At 71.3% G+C, this 22744-nt stretch carries 18 protein-coding genes, 2 tRNA genes and 1 pseudogene; 17 read left to right on the forward strand and 4 right to left on the reverse strand.

What is annotated here, in order from left to right:
- Positions 1-4 precede the first annotated feature (4 nt).
- Complete coding sequence (locus tag IE247_RS10370) at positions 5-1090, reverse strand: M48 family metallopeptidase (RefSeq protein WP_190122695.1); 1086 nt, start codon at positions 1088-1090, stop codon at positions 5-7.
- A gap of 302 nt (positions 1091-1392) precedes the next feature.
- Between IE247_RS10370 and IE247_RS10375 the strand changes: the two genes are divergently transcribed.
- The 13 genes and pseudogenes from IE247_RS10375 to IE247_RS10435 all read left to right on the forward strand — a co-directional run.
- Positions 1393-1554, forward strand: coding sequence for a hypothetical protein (locus IE247_RS10375; protein ID WP_190122696.1), 162 nt, complete (start codon positions 1393-1395; stop codon positions 1552-1554).
- 47 nt (positions 1555-1601) lie between these two features.
- Positions 1602-2225 carry a nicotinate-nucleotide adenylyltransferase gene (nadD, locus tag IE247_RS10380; RefSeq protein WP_190122697.1) on the forward strand — a complete coding sequence of 208 codons (624 nt, stop codon included), beginning with the start codon at positions 1602-1604 and terminating at the stop codon, positions 2223-2225.
- 19 nt (positions 2226-2244) lie between these two features.
- Positions 2245-3927: an LCP family protein gene (locus tag IE247_RS10385; protein ID WP_190122698.1), complete on the forward strand. Its 1683-nt coding sequence runs from the start codon at positions 2245-2247 to the stop codon at positions 3925-3927.
- 131 nt (positions 3928-4058) lie between these two features.
- Positions 4059-4490, forward strand: a complete 432-nt coding sequence (rsfS, locus tag IE247_RS10390; RefSeq protein WP_190122699.1) for a ribosome silencing factor — start codon at positions 4059-4061, stop codon at positions 4488-4490.
- Positions 4487-5143, forward strand: coding sequence for a histidine phosphatase family protein (locus tag IE247_RS10395; RefSeq protein WP_190122860.1), 657 nt, complete (start codon positions 4487-4489; stop codon positions 5141-5143). The genes rsfS and IE247_RS10395 overlap by 4 nt, the downstream gene beginning before the upstream one ends.
- A gap of 150 nt (positions 5144-5293) precedes the next feature.
- Positions 5294-5366, forward strand: a tRNA-Ala gene (locus tag IE247_RS10400).
- 269 nt (positions 5367-5635) lie between these two features.
- Positions 5636-5869 carry a hypothetical protein gene (locus IE247_RS10405; protein ID WP_190122700.1) on the forward strand — a complete coding sequence of 78 codons (234 nt, stop codon included), beginning with the start codon at positions 5636-5638 and terminating at the stop codon, positions 5867-5869.
- Between the two features lie 215 nt (positions 5870-6084).
- Positions 6085-6157, forward strand: a tRNA-Ala gene (locus IE247_RS10410).
- A 359-nt stretch (positions 6158-6516) separates the two neighbouring features.
- Positions 6517-9384: a leucine--tRNA ligase gene (gene leuS, locus IE247_RS10415; RefSeq protein WP_190122701.1), complete on the forward strand. Its 2868-nt coding sequence runs from the start codon at positions 6517-6519 to the stop codon at positions 9382-9384.
- Positions 9385-9539: 155 nt separating this feature from the next.
- Positions 9540-10283, forward strand: coding sequence for a hypothetical protein (locus IE247_RS10420; RefSeq protein ID WP_190122702.1), 744 nt, complete (start codon positions 9540-9542; stop codon positions 10281-10283).
- 112 nt (positions 10284-10395) lie between these two features.
- On the forward strand, positions 10396-11241 hold the full coding sequence (locus IE247_RS10425; protein WP_190122703.1) for a DegV family protein: 846 nt from the start codon (positions 10396-10398) through the stop codon (positions 11239-11241).
- Between the two features lie 151 nt (positions 11242-11392).
- Complete coding sequence (locus tag IE247_RS10430; RefSeq protein ID WP_190122704.1) at positions 11393-12391, forward strand: ComEA family DNA-binding protein; 999 nt, start codon at positions 11393-11395, stop codon at positions 12389-12391.
- Positions 12388-14943 (forward strand): annotated as a pseudogene (locus IE247_RS10435) (ComEC/Rec2 family competence protein); the annotation flags it as partial. The gene IE247_RS10430 and the pseudogene IE247_RS10435, both read left to right, overlap by 4 nt.
- Positions 14944-14976: 33 nt before the next feature.
- On the opposite strand, the gene IE247_RS10440 reads toward IE247_RS10435, so the two are convergent.
- Positions 14977-15438 (reverse strand): pyridoxamine 5'-phosphate oxidase family protein, encoded by a 462-nt coding sequence (locus IE247_RS10440; RefSeq protein WP_190122705.1) that lies wholly within the window; start codon positions 15436-15438, stop codon positions 14977-14979.
- A gap of 101 nt (positions 15439-15539) precedes the next feature.
- Here IE247_RS10440 and IE247_RS10445 point away from each other — a divergent pair, with 101 nt between their 5' ends.
- Entirely contained in the window at positions 15540-16349 is an 810-nt protein-coding gene (locus tag IE247_RS10445; RefSeq protein WP_190122706.1) for an arylamine N-acetyltransferase family protein, read from the forward strand.
- Positions 16350-16383: 34 nt separating this feature from the next.
- On the opposite strand, the gene IE247_RS10450 is transcribed toward IE247_RS10445, so the two are convergent.
- Positions 16384-16629: a hypothetical protein gene (locus tag IE247_RS10450; protein WP_190122707.1), complete on the reverse strand. Its 246-nt coding sequence runs from the start codon at positions 16627-16629 to the stop codon at positions 16384-16386.
- Between the two features lie 56 nt (positions 16630-16685).
- Between IE247_RS10450 and holA the strand changes: the two genes are divergently transcribed.
- Entirely contained in the window at positions 16686-17672 is a 987-nt protein-coding gene (gene holA / locus IE247_RS10455; protein WP_190122708.1) for a DNA polymerase III subunit delta, read from the forward strand.
- Between the two features lie 312 nt (positions 17673-17984).
- Here the strand turns inward: holA and rpsT are convergent, their stop codons facing one another.
- Positions 17985-18251 carry a 30S ribosomal protein S20 gene (rpsT, locus tag IE247_RS10460; protein WP_190122709.1) on the reverse strand — a complete coding sequence of 89 codons (267 nt, stop codon included), beginning with the start codon at positions 18249-18251 and terminating at the stop codon, positions 17985-17987.
- A 213-nt stretch (positions 18252-18464) separates the two neighbouring features.
- On the opposite strand from rpsT, the gene lepA reads away from it, so the two are divergent.
- Positions 18465-20333: a translation elongation factor 4 gene (gene lepA / locus IE247_RS10465; RefSeq protein ID WP_190122710.1), complete on the forward strand. Its 1869-nt coding sequence runs from the start codon at positions 18465-18467 to the stop codon at positions 20331-20333.
- A gap of 431 nt (positions 20334-20764) precedes the next feature.
- Positions 20765-22654, forward strand: a complete 1890-nt coding sequence (locus tag IE247_RS10470) for an AMP-dependent synthetase/ligase (RefSeq protein ID WP_190122711.1) — start codon at positions 20765-20767, stop codon at positions 22652-22654.
- Positions 22655-22744 lie beyond the last annotated feature (90 nt).

Raw genomic sequence — 22744 nt, forward strand, 5'->3', positions numbered from 1 at the left:
CGCCTCAGCTCGCGGTGCCGTCTCCGGTGCCGCCGCTTCCGTTCCCGTTGCCGTTGCCGCTTCCGCCGCTGTTTCCGGTGAACTTGTCCCGCAGCTTGCCGCCCAGGTCGCCCGCGCCGCCGGCTATGTCCCCGACCAGCTTCATCAGCGGATCCTTGCTGGTGCGCACGGTGTCCGCGTAGTGCGAGGCGGACTCGCGGAGCGAGTCGGTGACCGAGGTGTCCCGGTCCTCCGAGCGCCTGGGGTAGTGGCCGTCCATGATCCGCTGGTAGTCGCGGCTCTCGGCCCACTTCTTCAGCTCGGCCGCCCGCACGGTGGTGAACGGGTGCGAGCGCGGCAGCACATTGAGGATCTTCAGCACGGAGTCGCGGAGATCGCCTCCCGCCTCGTACTCCTCGGCCTGCTCCAGGAACGCGTCCACGTTCATCTCATGGAGGTGATTGCCGCCGGCGATCTTCATCAGCCCGCGCATCGAGGCCTGGAGATCCTGTCCCACCAGCAGCCCCGCCCGGTCCGCCGACAGCTCCGACTTGCGGAACCACTCCCGGAGCGCGGTGACGATTGCCATGATCGCCACATTGCCGAGCGGGATCCAGGCGACCTTGAGCGCGAGATTGGTGAGGAAGAGCAGGACCGTGCGGTAGACGGAGTGGCCGGAGAGGGCGTGACCCACCTCGTGGCCCACGACCGCCCGCATCTCCTCCTCGTCCAGCAGCTCCACCAGACCGGTGGTCACCACGATGATCGGCTCGTCGAGGCCGATGCACATGGCGTTGGGGCGCGGATCCTGGGTGACGTACATCGCCGGGACCTTCTCCAGGTCCAGGATGTAACAGGCGTCCCTCAGCATGGAGTGGAGATGGGCGAACTGCCGCTCTCCCACCCGTACCGAGTCGGAGAGGAAGAGCAGCCGCAGACTGCGCTCCGGTAGCAGCCCGCTCAGCGCCTTGAAGACGGTGTCGAACCCGGTGAGCTTGCGCAGCGCGATCAGCGCCGAGCGGTCCGCGGGATGTTCGTACGCCCGGGAGGAGATGCCGGGGAAGCGCTTCCGCTGCCGACTCGGCACATTCTCCTGATTGCTTTCGGTCATTCATGCCCCCTGTGTGACCCGGATGGTGCTTGGTGCGTCATGGTGCGGTGATGGGTGTGGCTGATGTGCTCGTCCCCCTGACAGACCCCAGCGTAGGCGGTGGGCCCAGTGGCCGTCGGAGCCTGTGGATAACCCCGGAACGGCCAGGCGTCGCAAGCCCTGTGCCGACCCGGCGCCGCCGCCGGAACGGCGTCGTGATCACCACAACGACCGAGTCGGCGTGAGCGTGCCCGAGCCGCCCGCATACGATGTGGGCGAAGTCTCTCCGCTTTGTTTCTCCGATCGATAAGGGCCCGCCGAAGATGAGCCTCACCAGCACCGCCACCCACCTGGTCACTCTCGCCGAGGGCGCCGAGGGCGGGGGCCGCCACCAGAGCCTCGAACCGATCGTCACCGGCGCCGGCGCGCTGGCCGTGCTCCTGCTGCTGCTGTGGATCACCACCCGCTTCAACCGCGACCGCTGACGGCCGGGGGGTCGGGCCGGGCCGCCGTGCCAGTAGGCTCTGCACGCATGGGAGAGCACGAAGTGCCGGTGGGCTCAGTGCCCGGCCGGCGGCGACTCGGCGTGATGGGCGGGACGTTCGACCCGATCCACCACGGACACCTGGTGGCCGCCAGTGAGGTGGCCGCCCTGTTCCACCTCGACGAGGTGGTGTTCGTGCCGACCGGGCAGCCGTGGCAGAAGAGCGAGAAAGCGGTCTCGCCCGCCGAGGACCGCTATCTGATGACGGTCATCGCCACGGCGTCCAACCCGCAGTTCTCGGTCAGCCGGATCGACATCGACCGCCCGGGGCCGACGTACACCATCGACACCCTGCGGGATCTGCGCTCCCTCAACACGAACGCGGACCTGTTCTTCATCACCGGAGCCGACGCGCTCTCGCAGATCCTCGGCTGGCGGGACGCCACCGAGCTGTTCTCGCTGGCGCACTTCGTCGGTGTGACCCGGCCGGGTCACGATCTGACGGACGACGGACTGCCCGAGGGGAAGGTCTCCCTGGTGGAGGTCCCCGCGCTGGCGATCTCCTCGACCGACTGCCGGGGGAGGGTCGCCCAGGACGACCCGGTCTGGTATCTCGTGCCCGACGGTGTGGTGCGCTACATCGACAAGCGGCAGTTGTACCGCGGCGAGTGAGCCGCGGAGAGGGGCACCGGTGAACGACCAGCAGAACCCGTACGACCCGTATTACCCGCAGCCGGGGATCGTCGGCTACGACGAGTACGGGCAGCCGGTCTATGAACAGCCCCAGCAGCCCCAGCAGTACGACCCGTACGCACAGCAGCAGCAACAACAACCGCAGCAGCCGCCGGACCCGGGTCACGGCCAGGTGTACGGCTATGACCCGTACGTGCAGCCGCAGCCCGTGTCGTACCAGCAGCCCCAGCAGTACGACCCGTACGCCCAACAGCAGCCGGACCCTGGGCGCGCCCAGGGATACGGCCAGGGATACGAACCCTCCGGGCCGTCGCAGCCGCCCCAGCAGCCGCCCCAGCCCCAGCCCCAGCAGGCTCCGCCCGCCCCCGCGGAGGCCGAGCGGAGCCGTGCCGAAGCCGTCGTCCCCGGTCAGCGGCGGCCCGAGGGCGAACGCGACTACCGCACCGAACAGTTCTCCTTCATAGAGGAGCCGGACGCCGACTCCGAAGACGTCATCGACTGGCTGAAGTTCACCGAGAGCCGTTCCGAGCGGCGCGAGGAGGCCAAGCGTCGCGGCCGCGTCCGGAACATCGCCCTCATCGTGGTCCTGGCGCTTGTCGTCGTGGGCGCGGGCGGCTATCTCTGGTACGCGCAGACACGGCCCGGCCAGTCGTCGGAGGGCGGCTCGTCCGCCGCGGGCCCGCAGAAGCGGGACGTGATCGTGCTGCATCTCCACAACACCAAGAAGAAGGGCACCTCCACGGCCCTTCTCGTGGACAACGTCACCACCCGGCAGGCCGCCACCGTCCTGCTGCCGGGCGCGCTCACCGTCGCCAATGACGACGGCACCGTGACCACCCTCGCCAAGTCCGTCGAGGACGACGGCTCGGACGGCACCCGGGAGGCGGTCGGCACCCTCCTCGGCGCGAAGATCACCGGCACCTGGCGGCTGGACACCCCCTTCCTGGAGAACCTGGTGGAACTGGTCGGCGGCATCGACCTGACCACCGACACCGCCGTTCCCGGGGCCAAGAGCGGCGACGCCCCGCTGGTCGAGAAGGGCGAGAACCGGACTCTGAACGGCCGCGCGGCCGTCGCGTACGCCACCCACCGCGCGCCCGGCGAGGCCGAGCCCCGGCAGCTCGCCCGGTTCGGCCAGGTCATGCAGGCCGTGCTGAAGAAGCTCCCGAGCGACGCCAGGTCGGCCACCGTCACCGTGGAGACCCTCGCGCAGATCCTCGACCCCTCCCTCACCGAGAGTGACCTGGGCGCTTCGCTGGCGAAGCTGGCCGAGCGCGCCAAGGGCGGCGACCACAAGACGGAGCTGCTCCCCGTGCAACAGGACGGCACCCTCACCGCACAGGCCTCCGGCACGGTCGTCAAGGACATCCTCGGCGGCTCGGTCAGCGCACCCGACAAGGGGGACGCCGTCCGCGTCGGCATCAGGAACGCCACCGGCGCCACCACGGCCACCGAGACCGCCCGGGTCTCCCTGGTCAACGGCGGCTACGCGGTCGTCGACAGCGGCAAGGCCGACCCCGCGATCACCTCACAGGTCACCTACGGTGACGAGGCGCGCAAGGAGGAGGCGATCGAGGTCGCCAAGACCCTGGGCCTGCCCGCCGACGCGGTCAAAAAGGGCGACACAGCCCCCAACGCCGACGTCGGCGTGGTGCTCGGCCAGGACTTCAAGACGGGGTGATGGGGCCGACAGGCACCGTGTGACCTGCACGGACGACAGAATGACGATCATGGACGGGCAATCGCCGCGAGGAGTGTCGGCGGTACGTGAGACCCTGGTGGGGTCATCCGACCGCCGACGAAAGCCTGCTTGTGACCGCTACGGACCGCTCCATCGAGCTCGTCAGCACCGCCGCCCAGGCGGCTGCCGACCTGCTCGCCCACGACATCATCGCGTACGACGTCAGCGATGTGCTGTCGATCACCGACGCCTTCCTGCTCGCCTCCGCCCCCAACGACCGTCAGGTCAAGTCGATCGTCGACGAGATCGAGGAGCGGCTGAACAAGGAGCTGGGCGTCAAGCCGGTGCGCCGCGAAGGCGACCGCGACGCCCGCTGGATCCTTCTCGACTACGTCGACATCGTCGTCCACGTCCAGCACAGCGAGGAGCGTGTCTTCTACGCCCTGGAGCGGCTCTGGAAGGACTGCCCCGAGCTGCCGCTGCCCGAGGACGCCCTGAAGACCCGTGGCAAGGGACAGGAGCACGCCCAGCTGACCGGCAACCCGGACGGTGAGTTGAGCTGAACGAGGACGCCTACAAGAAGACCGGCCGCCGGATAGTCCTGTGGCGGCACGGTCAGACGTCGTGGAACCTGGAGCGCCGCTTCCAGGGCACCACGGACATAGCCCTGACCGAGACCGGTGTCGCCCAGGCGCGCCGGGCGGCCCGGCTGCTCGCCTCCCTCAAGCCGGACGCGATCATCGCCTCCGACCTGAAGCGGGCCTCGGCCACGGCCGAGGAGCTGGCCGGGCTGACCGGCCTCCCCGTCCAGTACGACCAGGGCCTGCGCGAGACCTACGCGGGCGTCTGGCAGGGGCTGAGCCACCAGGAGATCATCAAGCGGTACGGCGACGAGTACTCCGCGTGGAAGCGCGGCGAGCCGGTGCGCCGGGGCGGTGGCGAGCTGGAGAGCGAGGTCGCCGACCGGGCCGCTCCCGTGGTGCTGCGCCACGCGGAGAAGCTCCCCGAGGACGGCACTCTCGTCGTGGCCAGCCACGGCGGCACCATACGGACCACCATCGGCCGTCTGCTCGGCCTGGAGTCCCAGCACTGGGAGAGCCTGGGCGGGCTCACCAACTGCTGCTGGTCGGTGCTGGGCGAGGGCGCGCGCGGCTGGCGGCTGCTGGAGCACAATGCCGGCACCCTCCCGGAACCGGTCCTCGGCGACGACGACTGACTCCGGCCCGGCCTCCGGGACCGGCCCGTACGCGGCCGGCCCGGCCGGACCGGAGTGGTCCGGGCAGGCCCCGTACCCCCGGATTTCGCTTTCGGGCAGGTCGCAGGCTAAAGTTCTTCTTGTTCGCAGCGCAGAGCGCGAAGAACACAAGGGGCTATAGCTCAGTTGGTAGAGCGCCTGCATGGCATGCAGGAGGTCAGGAGTTCAATTCTCCTTAGCTCCACAGAATGAAACGCACGGATCCCGTCCTCGATAGAGGGCGGGATTCGGCGTTTCACGCATCCCTTCGTGTCAACGCCGCTGACCTGGTTGCGTGGTCATGGCAGAATCGGACGGCCGGAAGGGACCACCGGCCAGAGCGGGAAGGAGAGCGCCATGTCGGCTCTCCTCGGCTGCCCGTCCTGCGGATCCGTGCATGTCGCCCAGGTCCTCGGCGACAACGGCGGAGTTTCTTACGTGTGTACGTCCTGCGGTCACAGCTGGAGCTGAGCGATGGGGGCACACAGGCGTAAATGCGACTGGTGCGGCAGCGGTACGCCGATTGTCCGCGACATGGATCCCATCAACCCCGAGTACCAGTACTGGTGCGAGGAGTGCGCTCGGGCGCTGATCATAAAAGGCGACCCGATCGAGACCTACCGTGAGCTGGAGGGCGAGCCGATCTACGGCCGCCTCCTCGACGAGCACTGCACCCTGAAGCGCTTCTACTCGTTCGCCACCGACTGAGGGCCGTCCGCCGCGCGGCCCGGGGGCAGCCCCGGGAGGCTCTTCGCGACAGTCGGTTTTCGGCCTTCCTTGGCGGCGGGGTCCCCCCGCGCCCCCGGTTCCTCGCGGAGGTGCGGGAACGGATCGGGAACGGATTTGGTGAAGCGCGCGAGGGGGCGTTAATGTTGTCCACGTCGCCGCAACGGAGAAAAGTTCGGAACGGCGGCATCTCGCAAGGGGCTATAGCTCAGTTGGTAGAGCGCCTGCATGGCATGCAGGAGGTCAGGAGTTCAATTCTCCTTAGCTCCACAGTGAAGAAGCGGTGGGTCACCCGGTCGGGTGCCCACCGCTTCCGCGCTGCCCGCCGGCCGCCCGCCTTGCCCTCCTGGGGGCACGCGAAGCGCCCGGGCGGCCCGTGAAGCCCCCGGGCCGTCGGGGCCCGGGCCCCGACGGTGCCCGTCCCCGCGCCCGGAACGCCCGCTGCGGTACCCTGAAGCCATGCGTGCCGTACGCCTTCTGCTTAGCGAGCCGCGCTGATCAGTCCCGGCGGATGAAGAGATCCGGTCGGAATCGGCGCGGCGTCCCCTCCTGTGTGAGGGGTCCTTTTGTTTCCGGGACACGCCCCCCGTGAACCGCTGGCAGAGACGATCGATGGAGCTTTAAGGATCATGAGCGAGACGAATTCTGCTGCTTCCGCCGCCGAGGTGGCCGCACCTCACCGCTACACGGCCGCCATGGCCGCCGATGTGGAGGCGCGCTGGCAGGACTTCTGGGACGCCGACGGCACGTACGAGGCGCCCAACCCGAGCGGAGACCTGGCCGGGGACCCCTCGGCGGTGGCCAGGCCCAAGAAGTTCATCATGGACATGTTCCCGTACCCCTCGGGCGCGGGTCTGCACGTCGGACACCCCCTGGGCTACATCGCCACGGACGTCTTCGCCCGCCACCAGCGCATGACCGGGCACAACGTGCTCCACACCCTGGGCTTCGACGCCTTCGGCCTGCCCGCCGAGCAGCACGCCGTCGCCACCGGCACCCACCCCCGGGTGTCGACCGAAGAGGCCATGGCGAACATGAAGCGCCAGCTCCGCAGGCTGGGCCTGGGCCACGACCAGCGCCGCTCGATCGCGACGATCGACCCGGAGTACTACAAGTGGACCCAGTGGATCTTCCTCCAGATCTTCAACTCCTGGTACGACGAGACCGCCCAGAAGGCCCGCCCGATCGCGGAGCTGGTGGCGCAGTTCGAGAGCGGCGAGCGCGCGGTCGAGGGCGCCACGCGCCCCTGGAGTGAACTGAGCGCCGTCGAGCGCGCCGAAGCGCTGGGCCGCTACCGCCTGGCGTACGCCTCCGACGCTCCCGTCAACTGGTCTCCCGGCCTGGGTACCGTGCTGGCGAACGAGGAGGTCACCGCCGACGGTCGGTCCGAGCGCGGCAACTTCCCGGTCTTCAAGGCCAAGCTGCGCCAGTGGAACATGCGGATCACCGCCTACGCCGACCGGCTGCTGGACGATCTGGACGCCCTGGACTGGCCCGAGGCGATCAAGCTCCAGCAGCGCAACTGGATCGGCCGCTCCGAGGGCGCGCGGGTCGACTTCGCCGTCGAAGGCCACACGGACGCCAAGGTCACCGTCTTCACCACCCGTCCCGACACCCTGTTCGGCGCGACGTACATGGTGCTGGCGCCCGAGCACGGCCTGATCGACTCGATCCTGCCCGCCGAGTGGCCCCAGGGCGTCAAGGAGACATGGACCGGCGGTGCCGCCACCCCGGCGGAGGCCGTGGCCGCGTACCGCAAGCAGGCGCAGACCAAGAGCGACGTCGAGCGCCAGACCGAGCACAAGAACAAGACCGGCGTCTTCAGCGGCGCGTACGCCGTCAACCCGGTCACCGGCACCCGTATCCCGGTCTTCGTCGCCGACTACGTCCTGATGGGCTACGGCACCGGCGCGATCATGGCCGTGCCCGGTCAGGACGAGCGCGACTGGGAGTTCGCCGAGGCGTTCAGCCTGCCGATCATCCGCACCGTGCGGCCGCCGGAGGGCTGGGAGGGCGAGGCGTTCACCGGCCAGGGCCCGGCGATCAACTCCTCCAACGACGAGATCTCGCTGGACGGCCTGGAGGTCGCCGAGGCCAAGGCGCGCATCACCCAGTGGCTGACCGAGCGCGGCATCGGCGAGGGCACGATCAACTTCCGGCTGCGCGACTGGCTGTTCAGCCGGCAGCGCTACTGGGGCGAGCCCTTCCCGATCGTCTACGACGAGGACGGCGTCGCGCACCCGCTGCCCGAGTCGATGCTGCCGCTGGAGCTGCCGGAGGTCGACGACTACTCGCCGCGCACCTTCGACCCCGAGGACGCCGACAGCCGGCCCGAGACCCCGCTCTCCCGCAACGCCGAGTGGGTCAATGTCACCCTCGACCTGGGCGACGGCCCCCGGCGGTACCGCCGCGAGACCAACACCATGCCCAACTGGGCCGGGTCGTGCTGGTACGAGCTGCGCTATCTGGACCCGCACAACAGCGAGCAGCTGGTCGCGCCCGACATCGAGCGCTACTGGATGGGCCCGCGCGACGGCATGCCGCACGGCGGCGTCGATCTGTACGTCGGCGGTGCCGAGCACGCCGTACTGCACCTGCTGTACGCGCGGTTCTGGTCCAAGGTGCTGTTCGACCTGGGTCATGTCTCCTCCGCCGAGCCGTTCCACAAGCTCTACAACCAGGGCATGATCCAGGCCTATGTCTACCGGGACGCCCGGGGCTTCCCGGTCCCGGCCGCCGAGGTCGAGGAGCTGCCCGACGGGACGTTCGCGTACCAGGGCGAGCCGGTCAGGCGCGAGCTGGGCAAGATGGGCAAGTCCCTGAAGAACGCCGTCACTCCGGACGAGATCGCCGCCGAGTACGGCGCGGACACCCTGCGTCTGTACGAGATGGCCATGGGCCCGCTGGACGTCTCCCGGCCGTGGGACACCCGCGCCGTCGTCGGCCAGTACCGGCTGCTCCAGCGGCTCTGGCGCAACATCGTCGACGAGTCGACCGGTGAGGTCACCGTCGTCGACGGCGAGGCGGACGTGACCGTGCTGCGCGCGCTGCACAAGGCGATCGACGGCGTCGGACAGGACATGGCGGCGCTCCGCTTCAACACGGCGATCGCCAAGATCACCGAGCTGAACAACCATCTGACGAAGGCGGGCGGCCCGCTGACCCGCGGCGTCGCCGAGAGCCTGGTGCTGCTGGTCGCGCCGCTGGCACCGCACATCGCCGAGGAGCTGTGGCGCAAGCTGGGCCACACCGACTCCGTGGTGCACCAGGACTTCCCGGTCGCCGACCCGGCGTATGTCGTGGACGAGTCCGTGATCTGCGTGGTGCAGATCAAGGGCAAGGTCAAGGCGCGGCTCGAAGTCTCCCCGTCGATCTCCGACGACGAGCTGGAGGCTCTGGCGCTGGGTGACGCGGGAGTGGTCGCCGCGCTCGCCGGCGCGGGCATCCGCAAGGTGATCGTGCGCGCGCCCAAGCTGGTCAACATCGTTCCCGAGTAGGCCCGCCGGGTCTCCCCGGGGCGATCCCCGGGGTTACCCCTACGGGCAGGTCGGGGGTTCCGGTGGAACCCCCGGCCTGCCCGTTGCGTTTACGGTGGAGGAAGCACAATCGACGTACGCAGCCGGCGCACACAGCCGACGCCGAAAGGGTCCGCATGGATGTCGTGATCACGATACTGGCGCTGCTCGCCATCGCCTTGGTGGCGCTGGGGGTGTACGCCACGGTGAAGGCGGTCGGCGTCGCCAAGCGCGGTGTGGAGCGCACGGTCACGCAGGCCCGCCGCACGGTCGAGGACACCACGCTGCGCGCCAAGAGCCTGGGCCAGGTCGGTGTCGCCGGTGAGCTGGCGCAGTTGCGGCTGTCGCTGCGCACCTCGATGAGGGCCACTCAGGAGGCCCTTCAGGCTGGGGCGTCGGAAGACGCCTCGCTCTCCGAGACCATCGTCCTCTTCGAGCGGCTGAGTGTGCACGGCCGTGAGCTGGACGACGAGCTGAAGCGTCTGGAGCGCGAGCCCGACCGGTCGACGGTGGCCTCCCGGCTGCCCGATCTCCGTGAGCGTACGGAGCGGATCACGCACTCCGCGGAGTCCCTGCGCTGGGCGGCGCGGGACCGTGCGCGGAAGTTCGCCGACGACGATCTGGACCTGCTCAGCTCCGAGATCGACATGGAGGCCGGGGCGCTGCGCCACTGGTCGGAGACCGAGAGCGGAACCGGGACTGGGACTGGGGCCGGGTCCACTGGAGCCGAGGGGAGTCGGCCGCGGGCGGGGTCCGCCGGGTCCGCCGGGGCCTCCGGACCGGCGGCGGAGCCTCAGGCGATCACCGCGCGTGACCCCCGGCAGCAGACCGCGTACTCCTGGGAGAAGACCGACCGCCCCGAGCCCGAGACCAGGAACTGACCGGGCGGACGGCGGGCCGGGGCCGGGGCGGCGATGTCGGCCGGGGTGGCGGCGGTGGCCCGGTCCGGACCCAGGCTGCCGTGCGGTGCCCGTGACCGGTAACCTCCCGCTCATGTCCCGCCATGTCGCGATCGTCACCGATTCCACGGCCTACCTGCCGCCGCCGGCGATGGAACGCCACGGCATCGTGGCGGTGCCGTTGACCGTCGTCCTCGGCGGCCGCCCCTTCGAAGAGGGCACCGAGATCTCGGCCCGTTCGCTCGCGCAGGCGTTGCAGAAACGACGCTCGGTGACCACATCGCGGCCGAGCCCCGAAACCTTCGCCGAGGTCTACCGTGCCGCCGCGGCGGCCGGAGCGACCGGAATCGTCTCGCTGCATCTGTCCGCGGAGATGTCCGGCACCTATGACGCCGCGGTGCTCGCCGCCAAGGACGCACCCGTGCCGGTGCATGTCGTGGACACCGGGATGATCGCGATGGCCCTCGGGTTCTGCGCGCTCGCGGCGGCCGAGACCGCCGAGAGCGGCGGATCCCCCGACGAGGTGGTGGCCGCGGCGGAGAAGCGCGCCTCGGGCACCTCCGCCCACTTCTACGTCGACACCCTGGACTATCTGCGGCGCGGCGGCCGGATCGGGGCCGCGCAGGCCCTGCTGGGCTCGGCGCTGGCGGTGAAGCCGCTGCTGCGGCTGGACGGCGGGCGGATCGAACTGCTGGAGAAGGTGCGCACCGCGTCCAAGGCGATCGCCCGGCTGGAGGAGCTCGCCGTCGAGCGGGCGGGCGTGAGCGCCGTGGACATCGCGGTGCACCATCTGGCCGCCCCCGAGCGGGCCGAGGCGCTCGCGGACCGGCTGCGGGAGCGGGTGCCGGGGCTGGTCGATCTGCATGTCAGCGAGGTGGGCGCGGTGATCGGGGCGCACACCGGGCCGGGGCTGCTGGGCGCCGTGGTCTCGCCGCGCTGAAGCCGGCGCCGATCGGAACACCCGCCCCAGGGCCCCGAAAGGGCTCCGGAAAGGCTCCGGAAAGGTGACGGAGTTTTCCACAACACCGTTGTTCTCCACCGGAATCCGGCCTGCCCGGCGGGTTCCGTCGCGGGACCCTACCGTCCTGTTCATGGCTCCTCGATCACGATCCGCGACCAGCGGGCCGGGCCGCGCCCCGGCCTCCGACAGCCGTGCCCGTGTCAGACGCGGCGCGGCTCCCGGCCCGGGCCGCACAGCCCGGGGACCGGCCCGTGCGCTCTCCCGGGTACGGGGCGGCCGGATCGCCGCCGGGCCGCCCCGGCCGTGGGGGTCCGCGTCGCTCGCGGGCGGCACGGGTTCCCGGGCCGACAACGCCACCGGCACGGATCCCCGTCCCCGCGTCGACGCCGAAGCGCCGACGGGCCCGGCTCCGGAGCCGAAGGCGGCCTCCACGGCCGGTGGGCGGTGGCGTCCGGGCCCGGCGCTGCGGGAGCGGCTCCCGCTGTGGATCCAGCTCCACTGCGGACTCAGGCCCAGAACCCTGGCCGCCCTGTCCGTCCTCCTCGTCGCGGCCGTGCTCCTCGCCCTCCAGCACTTCTGGGCCGGGCGGCCGCAGAGCGTACGCGCCCCGGAGCAGGTCCGCCCCGGAGTGTCGGCGTCGCCGCCGCCGGGGCGCGCGACACCGACGGCCGGGACCGGCGGGCCCGGGCGGGTCGTCGTCGACGTCGGGGGCGAGGTCCGGCGGCCGGGAGTGCTGCGACTGCCCGCGGGCTCCCGGGTCGCCGACGCGCTGCGGGCCGCCGGGGGAGTCACCCCGGGCGCGGATCTGACCGGGCTCAACCGGGCCCGGGTGCTCATCGACGGCGAGCAGGTCGTCGTCGGCGCGCCGCCCGCCCAGACGGCCCCGCCTGCTCCCGGCACGGGCACGGCGGCCCCCGGGACGGCCCCCGGTCCGCTGAGCCCGCTGAGCCTCAACACCGCCACCGCCGACCAGCTGGACGCGCTGCCGGGGGTGGGCCCGGTGCTGGCGCGGCACATCATCGACTACCGCACCCGCCAGGGCGGATTCCGCTCCGTCGACCAACTGCGGGAGGTGGAGGGGATCGGCGACCGCCGGTTCACGGACCTCCAGCCGCTGGTACGGCCATGAGCGGCCGCGATCCGGCGGCGCGCACCGCGCAGCGCCCCCGCCGGGCGGTGCACGCCGCGTCGGGCCGCCGACTGGGCGCGGCCGACCCGCGCCAGGAGGGACCGGCCGATCTCCGGCTGGTGCCCCCGGCCCTGGCCGCGTGGGCGGCCTCCGCCGTGGCCGTGGGCGCTCCGGGACGGTGGACGGCGGCCGCCGTGACACTCTGCGTCCTCCTCGCCGCCACGGCCCTCCGGCGGGCACGCCAGGCCCCTCCCGCCGGCTCACCGAACCGGCGGGACGGGCGGCCGCGCGCGCGAGTCAACGCCACCGCGCTCGCGGCGGTCCTGCTCTGCGCCGCCGCCGGAGCCACCACCGCCGGGCTGTACGGGGCGGATCTGCGGCGCGGCCCGCTGCCCGCCCTGGCCCAGGAGTACGTCCACGCCACCGTGGAGCTGACGGTCGGCTCCGACCCCCGCCTCACCCGCCCCCGGGCCGTCGGCGGCCAGGGCGCGGCGAGAGCCCTGGTCTTCGACGCGGAGGCGACCAGGGTCACCGCCTCCGACGGGACGGCCACCCGCGTCCGGACCCCCGTACTGGCGGTGGTGCGCCCGGGGCTCTCCCGGGGAGACCTCGCCCACTGGCAGCGGCTGCTGCCCTCGACCCGGCTGCGCCTGGCAGGCCGGCTCGCACCGCCGCTCGACGGGGACGACCGGTTCGCCGCCGTCCTGAGGGTGAGAGGAGACCGCCCGGAGATCACCGGAGGGCCCACCGCCGTGCAGCGCACGGCCGGAGAGCTCAGAGCCGGGCTGCGCCGCGCCTCCGACCGGCTCTCCCCGGACGCCCGCGCGCTGCTGCCCGGACTGGTCGTCGGAGACACCTCCCGGATCACCCCGGACCTCCAGCGAGCCTTCGAGGCCACCGACCTGACACATCTGCTCGCCGTCTCCGGGAGCAACCTCACCATCCTCCTCATGGTGCTCGTCGGACCACCGGGCAGAGCGCTCCGCGCCGAGCGGGGCGGGCTCGCGCCCCGGCTGGGCATCACCCTGCGCGGGACAGCCCTCGCCGGAGGAGCGCTGACGCTCGCCTTCGTGATCGTGTGCAGACCCGAGCCGAGCGTCCTCAGAGCAGCCGCCTGCGGGGCCGTCACCCTGCTCGCGATCGGCACCGGCCGCCGCCGCTCCCTCCTCCCAGCGCTCGCCGCCGCCGTGCTCCTGCTGGTCCTCTGCCTCCCGGAGCTGTCCCGCAGCTACGGCTTCCTGCTCTCCGTACTGGCCACCGGCGCGCTGCTCACCGTCGCACCCGGCTGGAGCGCGGCCCTGCGCCGCCGGGGCGTGCCACCGAGACTCGCGGAGGCGCTGGCGGCCGCCGGAGCGGCACAGGCGGTGTGCGCCCCCGTGGTCGCGGTCTTCGCCGCCCGGGTCAGCCTGGTGGCGATCCCCAGCAATCTGATCGCCGAGTTCGCCGTGGCCCCGGCCACGGTCCTGGGCTTCGCCGCGCTCGCCGCCGCCACGGTGTCCATGCCGGCGGCCGAGGTGCTCGCCGGTCTCGCGGGCTGGCCCGCCGGCTGGATCGCCTCGGTCGCCCGGGCCGGGGCGTCACTGCCGGGAGCCGAGCTGGACTGGCCGGGCGGCTGGCGCGGCGGACTGCTGCTCGCGGCGGTCATGGCGCTCACGGTGCTCGCCGCCCGCCGACTGTGGCACCACCCCTGGACGGCCGTCGGCTGCGCCCTGCTGCTTCTGCTCGCGATCCTCCGCCCGGCCCCGCTGACCAGGGCCGTCACCGGCTGGCCGCCGCCCGGCTGGACATTCGCCATGTGCGATGTGGGTCAGGGCGACGCGACGGTGCTCGCGGCGGGCGACGGCACGGCGGTGGTGGTGGACGTGGGGCCCGACCCGGAGCCGATGGACCGCTGTCTGCGCGATCTGGGGATCAGGACGATCCCGCTGATCGTCCTGACGCACTTCCACGCCGACCACGTCGGAGGGCTGCCCGGAGCGCTGCGGGGCCGAGCGGTCGGCGCGGTGCAGACGACGACGCTCGAAGAGCCCAGGGAGCAGAGCGCGTTCGTCCGCAGGATCGCGGCGGGGGCGGGAGTGCCGCTGGTACGGGCGGCGGCGGGGGAGCGGCGGCGGACCGGGCGGCTGGAGTGGCGGGTCCTCTGGCCGGACCAGGGTCCCGCCCCGGGGCCGGCGCCCGGCGGACCGCCGGTGGAGCCCAACGACGCCAGCGTCACCATGCTGGTGCGGATCGACGACGGCCCGACCCTGCTGCTCCTCGGGGACCTGGAACCGCCGGCCCAGCGGGGGCTGCTGCTCGCCCACCCCTCGCTGCCGCCGGTGGACGTCCTCAAGGTGGCGCACCACGGATCCGCTCAGCAGCACCCCGCCCTGTTGCACGCCGTGCGCCCGAGGATGGCTCTGATCTCGGCGGGCCGGGACAACACCTACGGCCACCCCTCTCCGCTCACCGTGGCCGCCCTTGAGGCCCGGGGAGCCGTGGTGCTGAGCACCGACCGGTCCGGGCCGATCGCGGTGTCCGGAGCGGGCTCCGGTCTGCGGGCGCATCCGCGCCGGGAGAGCCCCGGCGGGGCCGCCGGGGTGCGGTCAGACCAGCCAGACGCCGTCCCGCATCAGCTCCCGGTCGGCGATCTCGTTCACCTCGCGCCAGGCCTTCACGGCCGACGGAGTCACCCGGAGGAAGACCCAGGGCTTCTGCGCACGGGGGTCCCACCCGTGCTGTTTCACCGTGAACGCCTCGGCCGACTCGGGCTCCAGGTCCGCCCCCTCCACCACCTCGGCGGTGCCCTCGATCAGCACCACGTCCCTGGTGTGCCCCAGAGTGAGGACCATCCGTCCGGTCGGGGTCACATTGCGCGCGGTCGGGTTCGTCCGCCGGGTGGACATCAGCAGCGTCTGCCGGTCCCAGACGAACGACAGCGGCACCAGAGTGGGCTCACCCGCCCCCGCCGCGGTGGCCACCCAGACGTCCTCCTCCGTCTCCAGCTTCGCCAGTACGTCCCGCTTGCGCTGCTCCGGCGTGCGCGCCGGCTCTCTCTGAACGCTCATGCCCCGCACGCTAGTCGGCCCCGGCCCTCTCACGCCTCCGACGCTGGTCCTAAGACCGGAAGAGCATGGTGCGCGGTGGCCCCCGGGCGCAGACTGACCACATGGACGCGTACCTTCGCCGTATCGGGGCCGAGCGCCCTCGCCGTGCCGACCTCGAAGCCCTCCGAGATCTCCAAGTGCGGCACCTGCTGGCTGTTCCCTTCGAGAACCTCTCGGTCCACTTGCGCGAGGAGATCGTGCTGGAGGAGGCGGCGCTCGTCGCCAAGGTGGTGGAGAGGCGGCGCGGCGGCTTCTGCTACGAACTCAACGGGGCGTTCGCCGCGCTGTTGCGGGACCTCGGATTCGGGGTCGGTCTGTTGCCGGCCCGGGTCTACGACGAGAACGGCCTGCTCGGCATCCCCTACGACCATCTCGCCCTGCTGGTGGAGACGGAGGACGGCGGACGCTGGCTCGTCGACGTGGGGTTCGGCGACAACTCGCACCATCCGCTGGTGTTCCACGAGCGGGGGGACCAGAAGGACCCCGCCGGGACCTTCAGGATCGTCGCCACCGACGAGGGCGACCTCGATGTGCACCGGGACGGGAAGCCCCAGTACCGCCTGGAGACCAGGCCGCGCACGCTCCAGGACTTCCGGGGCGGTGCCTGGTGGCACAGCACATCGCCCCGATCGCCCTTCCTCAAGTCGCTGGTCTGCTCCAGGCTCACCGCCGACGGCCTGGTCACCCTCAGCGGGCGCAAGCTGGTCCGCACCGTGCGCGGCGAGCGCGTGCGGGAGCTGCTGGCCGACGACGCGGCGGTCCTGGCCGCCTACCGTGACCACTTCGGTCTGCTGCTCGACCGGCTGCCGCCCGATCCGCGCGAGGCCGGCGGGCAGAGCCCGTGGGACGAGCTGGGCGGCCCGAGCGCCTAGGGCCGGAGCGGGAGGGCCCGGCGGGTCCGCCCGCTCAGGGGGCCTCCAGCCACCCGTCGTACTCGGCGACGAGCGTGTCGAGGGCGGCGGGGTCCAGCCGGGCGGCGGGGTCCTCCACCACGACCAGCCACTGGGCGTCCTCGGCGTCGTCCTCGCCGGCCAGCGCGTCCCGAACCAGCTGGGGTTCCTCGGCCACACCGAAGCCGTCCGCCAGCTCCCGCGCCACCTCCTCGGCGGCGTCGCGGTCGGGCAGCACCAGTACATGTCGTCCATCGCTCACCCTCGTATTGTCCGGCACGCCGGAGGGTGTCGGTGGCCCGTGGGATGCTGGACGCGATGGCCACCAGGAAGAATTCGACCGACGATCCGCTCGCCCCCGTCACGCTCGCCGTGGGCCAGGAGGATCTGCTTCTCGACCGCGCGGTGCGACAGGTGGTGGCGGCGGCGCGCGCCGCCGACGCCGACACCGATGTGCGCGATCTCACCGCCGACCAGCTTCAGCCGGGCACCCTCGCCGAGCTGACGAGCCCGTCGCTCTTCGCCGAGCGCAAAGTCGTCATCGTGCGGAACGCCCAGGATCTGTCCGCCGACACGATCAAGGACGTCAAGGGGTATCTCTCCGCTCCGGTGGAGGAGATCACCCTGGTCCTGCTCCACCCCGGGGGCGCGAAGGGCAAGGGGCTGCTGGACGCGGCCCGCAAGGCCGGAGCGCGCGAGGTCGCCTGTCCCAAGACGACCAAGCCCGCCGAGCGGCTCTCCTTCGTGCGGTCCGAGTTCCGGACCCTGGGCCGGTCGGCGACGCCGGAGGCGTGCCAGGCGCTGGTGGACTCCATCGGGAGCGATCTGCGGGAGCTGGCCAGCGCGGTGTCACAGCTGGTGGCCGACGTCGAGGGCACCATCGACGAGGCCGTCGTCGGCCGCTACTACACGGGCCGGGCCGAGGCCTCCAGCTTCACTGTCGCCGACCGGGCGGTGGAGGGGCGGGCTGCCGAGGCGCTGGAGGCGCTGCGGTGGTCTCTCTCGACCGGGGTCGCGCCCGTGCTGATCACCAGCGCGCTGGCGCAGGGGGTGCGGGCGATCGGGAAGCTCTCCTCCGCTCGGGGCGGCCGGCCGGCCGATCTGGCCCGGGAGCTGGGGATGCCGCCCTGGAAGATCGACAGGGTGCGTCAGCAGATGCGGGGATGGACGCCGGACGGGGTGGCGGTGGCGCTGCGGGCGGTCGCGGAGGCGGACGCGGGGGTGAAGGGCGGCGGGGACGATCCGGAGTACGCCCTGGAGAAGGCCGTCGTGGCCATCGCCCGGGCCGCCCGGGCCCGCGCCTGACCCCTGGCGCGGCGGCCGGGCACGGCCCCGGAGCTCGGCGGGATCGGGCTCTGCCGCCCGGCCCCGGGCATGCCGAAGGCCCCCGGTCCCGGTTCCTCCGTCCTGGGGAAGGACGGGAGGAGAAGGGATCAGAGGCCTTGGCGAGGTCTTGCGGTGGACTCGCACCCGCGTGGCGAACGCAGGTCCAAGTGCGAGTCCGGAGGATGCCGGTCGGGGAGCGGATGAGAGAGGGCCCGCTCGGGTCCGTCCGGCGATCAAGTCGTCCGGCGATTCACCCCGGAGGGCGCCGCGCCGGAGTCACAGCAAGAGTGCTCAGCCCTGCAGGGAGACCAGCTTGGACGCCAGCGCCGACTTCTTGTTGGCGGCGGCGTTCTTGTGGATGACACCCTTGGAGACAGCCTTGTCGAGCTTGCGGGTGGCCTCGCGAGTGGCCGCGGTGGCCTTCTCGACGTCGCCCGCGGCAGCGGCCTCACGGGCCTTGCGGATAGCGGTCTTGAGCGAAGACTTGACGGCCTTGTTGCGCAGGCGCGCCTTCTCGTTCGTCTTGTTCCGCTTGATCTGGGACTTGATGTTCGCCACGAAAGAGCCTTCTCAGGTTCGATTGATCTTCGATGAGCGTCTCGTGCGCCATGGAATACACCATGGAATGAGACACAGCTAGCCAGGCTACCAGCAGCATCAGCGGCGGCCCAAACCGGCCGCAGTCCCTCACCCGTGGGACGATGGGGGCTACGTATCGATCCGCCATCGCCCGAGACGAGACGCCCCGCGTCTCAAGAATCAGGACCCTGCGTGCCCGCGACTCCTTCCAACGTGCCCGAGCCGAGCCGTACAGACCCGGCGCTGATCCGCAATTTCTGCATCATCGCGCACATCGACCACGGCAAGTCCACGCTTGCCGACCGGATGCTTCAGCTGACCGGTGTGGTCGACCAGCGGCAGATGCGTGCTCAGTATCTCGACCGGATGGACATCGAGCGCGAGCGCGGCATCACGATCAAGTCCCAGGCCGTCCGGCTGCCCTGGGCCCCCAAGGAGGGCGAAGGCCAGGGCACGACCCACATCCTCAACATGATCGACACCCCGGGGCACGTGGACTTCACCTATGAGGTCTCCCGTTCCCTGGCCGCCTGCGAAGGCACGATCCTGCTGGTGGACGCGGCCCAGGGCATCGAGGCGCAGACTCTCGCCAACCTCTATCTGGCGATGGAGAACGATCTCGCCATCGTTCCCGTCCTCAACAAGATCGACCTCCCGGCCGCCCAGCCGGAGAAGTTCGCCGAGGAGCTGGCCAACCTGGTCGGCTGCGACCCGGACGATGTGCTGAAGGTCTCGGCGAAGACCGGTCTCGGCGTCGAGGCGCTCCTCGACCGCGTGGTGCGCGAGGTCCCCGCCCCCGTCGGGGTCGTCGACGCCCCCGCCCGCGCCATGATCTTCGACTCGGTCTACGACTCCTACCGGGGCGTCGTCACCTATGTGCGAGTCATCGACGGCCAGCTCGGCAAGCGCGAGCGGATCCGGATGATGTCCACCGGCGCGACCCACGAGCTGCTGGAGATCGGCACCAACTCGCCCGAGATGCTCCCGGCCGACGGCCTCGGCGTCGGCGAGGTCGGCTATCTGATCACCGGTGTGAAGGACGTCCGCCAGTCCAAGGTCGGCGACACCATCACCCAGCAGCACAGGGGAGCCACCGAGGCGCTCGGCGGCTACAAGGATCCCAAGCCGATGGTGTTCTCCGGCCTCTACCCGCTGGACGGCTCCGACTACCCGGAGCTGCGCGACGCCCTCGACAAGCTCCAGCTCAACGATGCCGCGCTGGTCTACGAGCCGGAGACCTCCGCCGCGCTCGGCTTCGGCTTCCGCGTCGGCTTCCTCGGTCTGCTGCACCTGGATGTGATCCGGGAGCGCCTGGAGCGCGAATTCGGCCTCGATCTGATCGCCACCGCGCCCAACGTGGTCTACCGCGTCCTCATGGAGGACGGAACCGAGCACACGGTCACCAACCCGAGCGAGTTCCCCGAGGGCAAGATCTCGGACGTGTACGAGCCGGTCGTCCGGGCCACCATCCTCGCGCCCAGCGAGTTCATCGGCGCGATCATGGAGCTGTGCCAGACCCGCCGGGGCACCCTCATCGGCATGGACTACCTCTCCGAGGACCGGGTCGAGATCCGCTACACCCTCCCCCTCGCCGAGATCGTCTTCGACTTCTTCGACCAGCTGAAGTCCAAGACCCGCGGCTATGCCTCGCTCGACTACGAGCCCACCGGCGAGCAGGCGTCCAGCCTGGTCAAGGTGGACATCCTGCTCCACGGCGACAAGGTCGACGCGTTCTCCGCGGTCACCCACAAGGACGCCGCGTACGCCTATGGCGTGCGGCTCGTCGCCAAGCTGCGCGAGCTGATCCCCCGGCAGGCCTTCGAGGTGCCGATCCAGGCCGCCATCGGCTCGCGGGTCATCGCCCGTGAGACCATCCGCGCCATCCGCAAGGACGTCCTCGCCAAGTGCTACGGCGGTGACATCTCCCGTAAGCGGAAGCTGCTGGAGAAGCAGAAGGAAGGCAAGAAGCGGATGAAGATGGTCGGCAGCGTGGAGGTTCCGCAGGACGCCTTCATCGCCGTCCTCTCCAGCGACGAGAGCGGCGGCAAGAGCAAGAAGTAGCCACCGCCGCTCACCGTCACTCACCCGAGACGCGCCCCTGGCGGGGCCGGAGTAATCCGTTCCGCAGGGGGTCGCCCCTTTCTCTCAGGGGCGGGGAGAAGCGTTGGGGAAAGCGTCCGTCCCATCCCCGGGGCGGGCGCTTTCGCCGTCCCCGAAGCCGTCCGGGATCCGTCCGGACAGGTCCCGGACAGGTCCCGGACGGCTTCGGGACGGCTTCCGGACGGACCCCGAGCGGGTCCCGAGCGGGTCCCGAGCGGGTCCCGGACCGGCCTCTCCGTCCCCCGCCGGGCCGTGTTCTTCGTTATCAAGCGGCAGCCCGCATCCCCTTACGCACCGGCAGAGTGCGCTCTACTCTGATCACGGCTCGTTGGTTACTCGCCAGTTAAAGAGCCAGCCCGTCGTGCAGTGCTGCCGCAGGCCCGGAGGATGTCGTGAGCGACACACAGACCCAGATCGAGAACCGGCCGCCGTCGGTGGCCGCCCTCTTCGCCGAGCGCGTCGCGGCGACCCCGGACGCCGAGGCCTTCCGCCATCCCGTGCCCGCCGCGTCCGGGCGCGGCCCCGATGGCTGGAAATCGCTCAGCTGGAGCGGGGCCGCCGAACGGGTCTACGCCGTCGCCGCCGGTCTGATCGATCTCGGTATCGAACCGGAGGAGCGGGTCGCCCTGCTCTCCGCCACCCGTATCGAGTGGATCGTCGCCGACCTCGGGGTGATGTGCGCGGGCGGCGCCACCACGACCGTCTACCCCTCCACCAACGCCGAGCAGTCGGCGTACATCCTCGCCGACTCCGGCAGCCGGATCCTCATCGCCGAGGACGCCGTACAGCTGGCCAAGGCGCGCGAGCGGCGCGCCGAGCTGCCCGAGCTGCGGCATGTCGTCGTGATCGACAGCGCGGGGGTGACGGCCGAGGAGGACGACCCCGACGGCTGGGTGCTCACCCTCGCGGAGCTGGAGGCGCGCGGAGCCGCCTATCTGCGACAGCACCCCGAAGCCGTCAAGAAGCGCGTCGAAGCGATCACCGCCGATCAGCTGGCGACCGTGATCTACACCTCCGGGACCACCGGCCCGCCCAAGGGCGTACGGCTGCCGCACGACAACTGGTCGTACATGGCGAAGGCGATCGCCGCGACCGGGCTGCTCTCCAAGGACGACCTCCAGTACCTCTGGCTGCCGCTCGCCCATGTCTTCGGCAAGGTGCTGCTCTCGGGGCAGATCGAACTCGGTCATGTCATCGCCGTGGACGGCCGCATCGACAAGATCGTCGAGAATCTGCCGGTCGTCCGGCCGACCTACATGGCCGCCGTGCCGCGCATCTTCGAGAAGGTCTACAACGGCGTCGCCGCCAAGGCCCGGGCCGGCGGCCCCGCCAAGTACAAGATCTTCCAGTGGGCGGCCGAGATCTCCCGCGAGTACTCCAGGGCCACCCAGGACAATTTCCGCCGCACCGGCACCGTCTCCGCGCCCTTCGCCCTGACCGCCAAGCACAAGGTCGCCGACAAGCTCGTCTACGCCAAGCTTCGCGCGGCCTTCGGCGGCCGGCTGCGCGCCGCCGTCTCCGGCTCCGCCGCCCTCTCGCCCGAGCTGGGCCACTTCTTCGGCGGCGCGGGCATCCACATCCTGGAGGGGTACGGACTCACCGAGTCCAGCGCCGCGTCCTTCGTCAACCCCGGCGAGGCCTACCGCACCGGCACGGTCGGCAAGCCGCTGCCCGGCACCGAGGTACGCATCGCCGACGACGGCGAGATCCTGCTGCGCGGCCCCGGGATCATGGAGGGCTACCACGGGCTCCCCGAGAAGACCGCGGAAGTGCTGGAGCCGGACGGCTGGCTGCACACCGGGGACATCGGCGAACTCTCCCCGGACGGCTATCTGAGCATCACCGACCGCAAGAAGGACCTGATCAAGACCTCCGGCGGGAAGTACATCGCCCCGACCGAGCTGGAGATCCAGTTCAAGGCCCTCTGCCCGTTCGTCTCCAACATCATCATCGTCGGAGCCAACCGCAACTACTGCACCGCGCTGATCGCCCTGGACGAGCCGACCCTGCTGAACTGGGCGAAGGAACACGGCCTCGACGGCAAGACCTACCCCGAGGTGCTCGCCGCCCCCGCCGCCCGCGAGCTGATCCAGGGCTATGTGGACCGGCTCAACGAAGGCCTCCAGCGCTGGCAGACGATCAAGAAGTTCCGGCTGCTGCCCCGGGACCTCGACGTGGAGCACGGCGACCTCACCCCCAGCCTCAAGCTGAGGCGGCCGGTGGTCGAGCGTGAGTTCCAGCACCTGATCGAGGAGATGTACGCCGGGACACGGGAGCCCTAGCACCGCAGACCGCCCCCGGGCGGGCCCTCGCGCCCGCCCGGCGGGCCGTCCGTCACCGGCCGCGGCACCGCTCGCCGCGCCGGTGACGGA

This window comes from Streptomyces inusitatus (assembly GCF_014651115.1).
Lineage (GTDB): Bacteria > Actinomycetota > Actinomycetes > Streptomycetales > Streptomycetaceae > Streptomyces > Streptomyces amakusaensis.

Bases quoted from the DNA above. Each gene is read 5' to 3' on its own strand.
- holA (WP_190122708.1), top strand. From the start codon at position 16,686: ATGGCCACCAGGAAGAATTCGACCGACGATCCGCTCGCCCCCGTCACG.
- IE247_RS10440 (WP_190122705.1), bottom strand. From the start codon at position 15,438: ATGAGCGTTCAGAGAGAGCCGGCGCGCACGCCGGAGCAGCGCAAGCGG.
- IE247_RS10405 (WP_190122700.1), top strand. From the start codon at position 5,636: ATGGGGGCACACAGGCGTAAATGCGACTGGTGCGGCAGCGGTACGCCG.
- IE247_RS10370 (WP_190122695.1), bottom strand. From the start codon at position 1,090: ATGACCGAAAGCAATCAGGAGAATGTGCCGAGTCGGCAGCGGAAGCGC.
- IE247_RS10445 (WP_190122706.1), top strand. From the start codon at position 15,540: ATGGACGCGTACCTTCGCCGTATCGGGGCCGAGCGCCCTCGCCGTGCC.
- IE247_RS10375 (WP_190122696.1), top strand. From the start codon at position 1,393: ATGAGCCTCACCAGCACCGCCACCCACCTGGTCACTCTCGCCGAGGGC.
- nadD (WP_190122697.1), top strand. From the start codon at position 1,602: ATGGGAGAGCACGAAGTGCCGGTGGGCTCAGTGCCCGGCCGGCGGCGA.
- IE247_RS10420 (WP_190122702.1), top strand. From the start codon at position 9,540: ATGGATGTCGTGATCACGATACTGGCGCTGCTCGCCATCGCCTTGGTG.
- leuS (WP_190122701.1), top strand. From the start codon at position 6,517: ATGAGCGAGACGAATTCTGCTGCTTCCGCCGCCGAGGTGGCCGCACCT.
- IE247_RS10430 (WP_190122704.1), top strand. From the start codon at position 11,393: ATGGCTCCTCGATCACGATCCGCGACCAGCGGGCCGGGCCGCGCCCCG.
- IE247_RS10425 (WP_190122703.1), top strand. From the start codon at position 10,396: ATGTCCCGCCATGTCGCGATCGTCACCGATTCCACGGCCTACCTGCCG.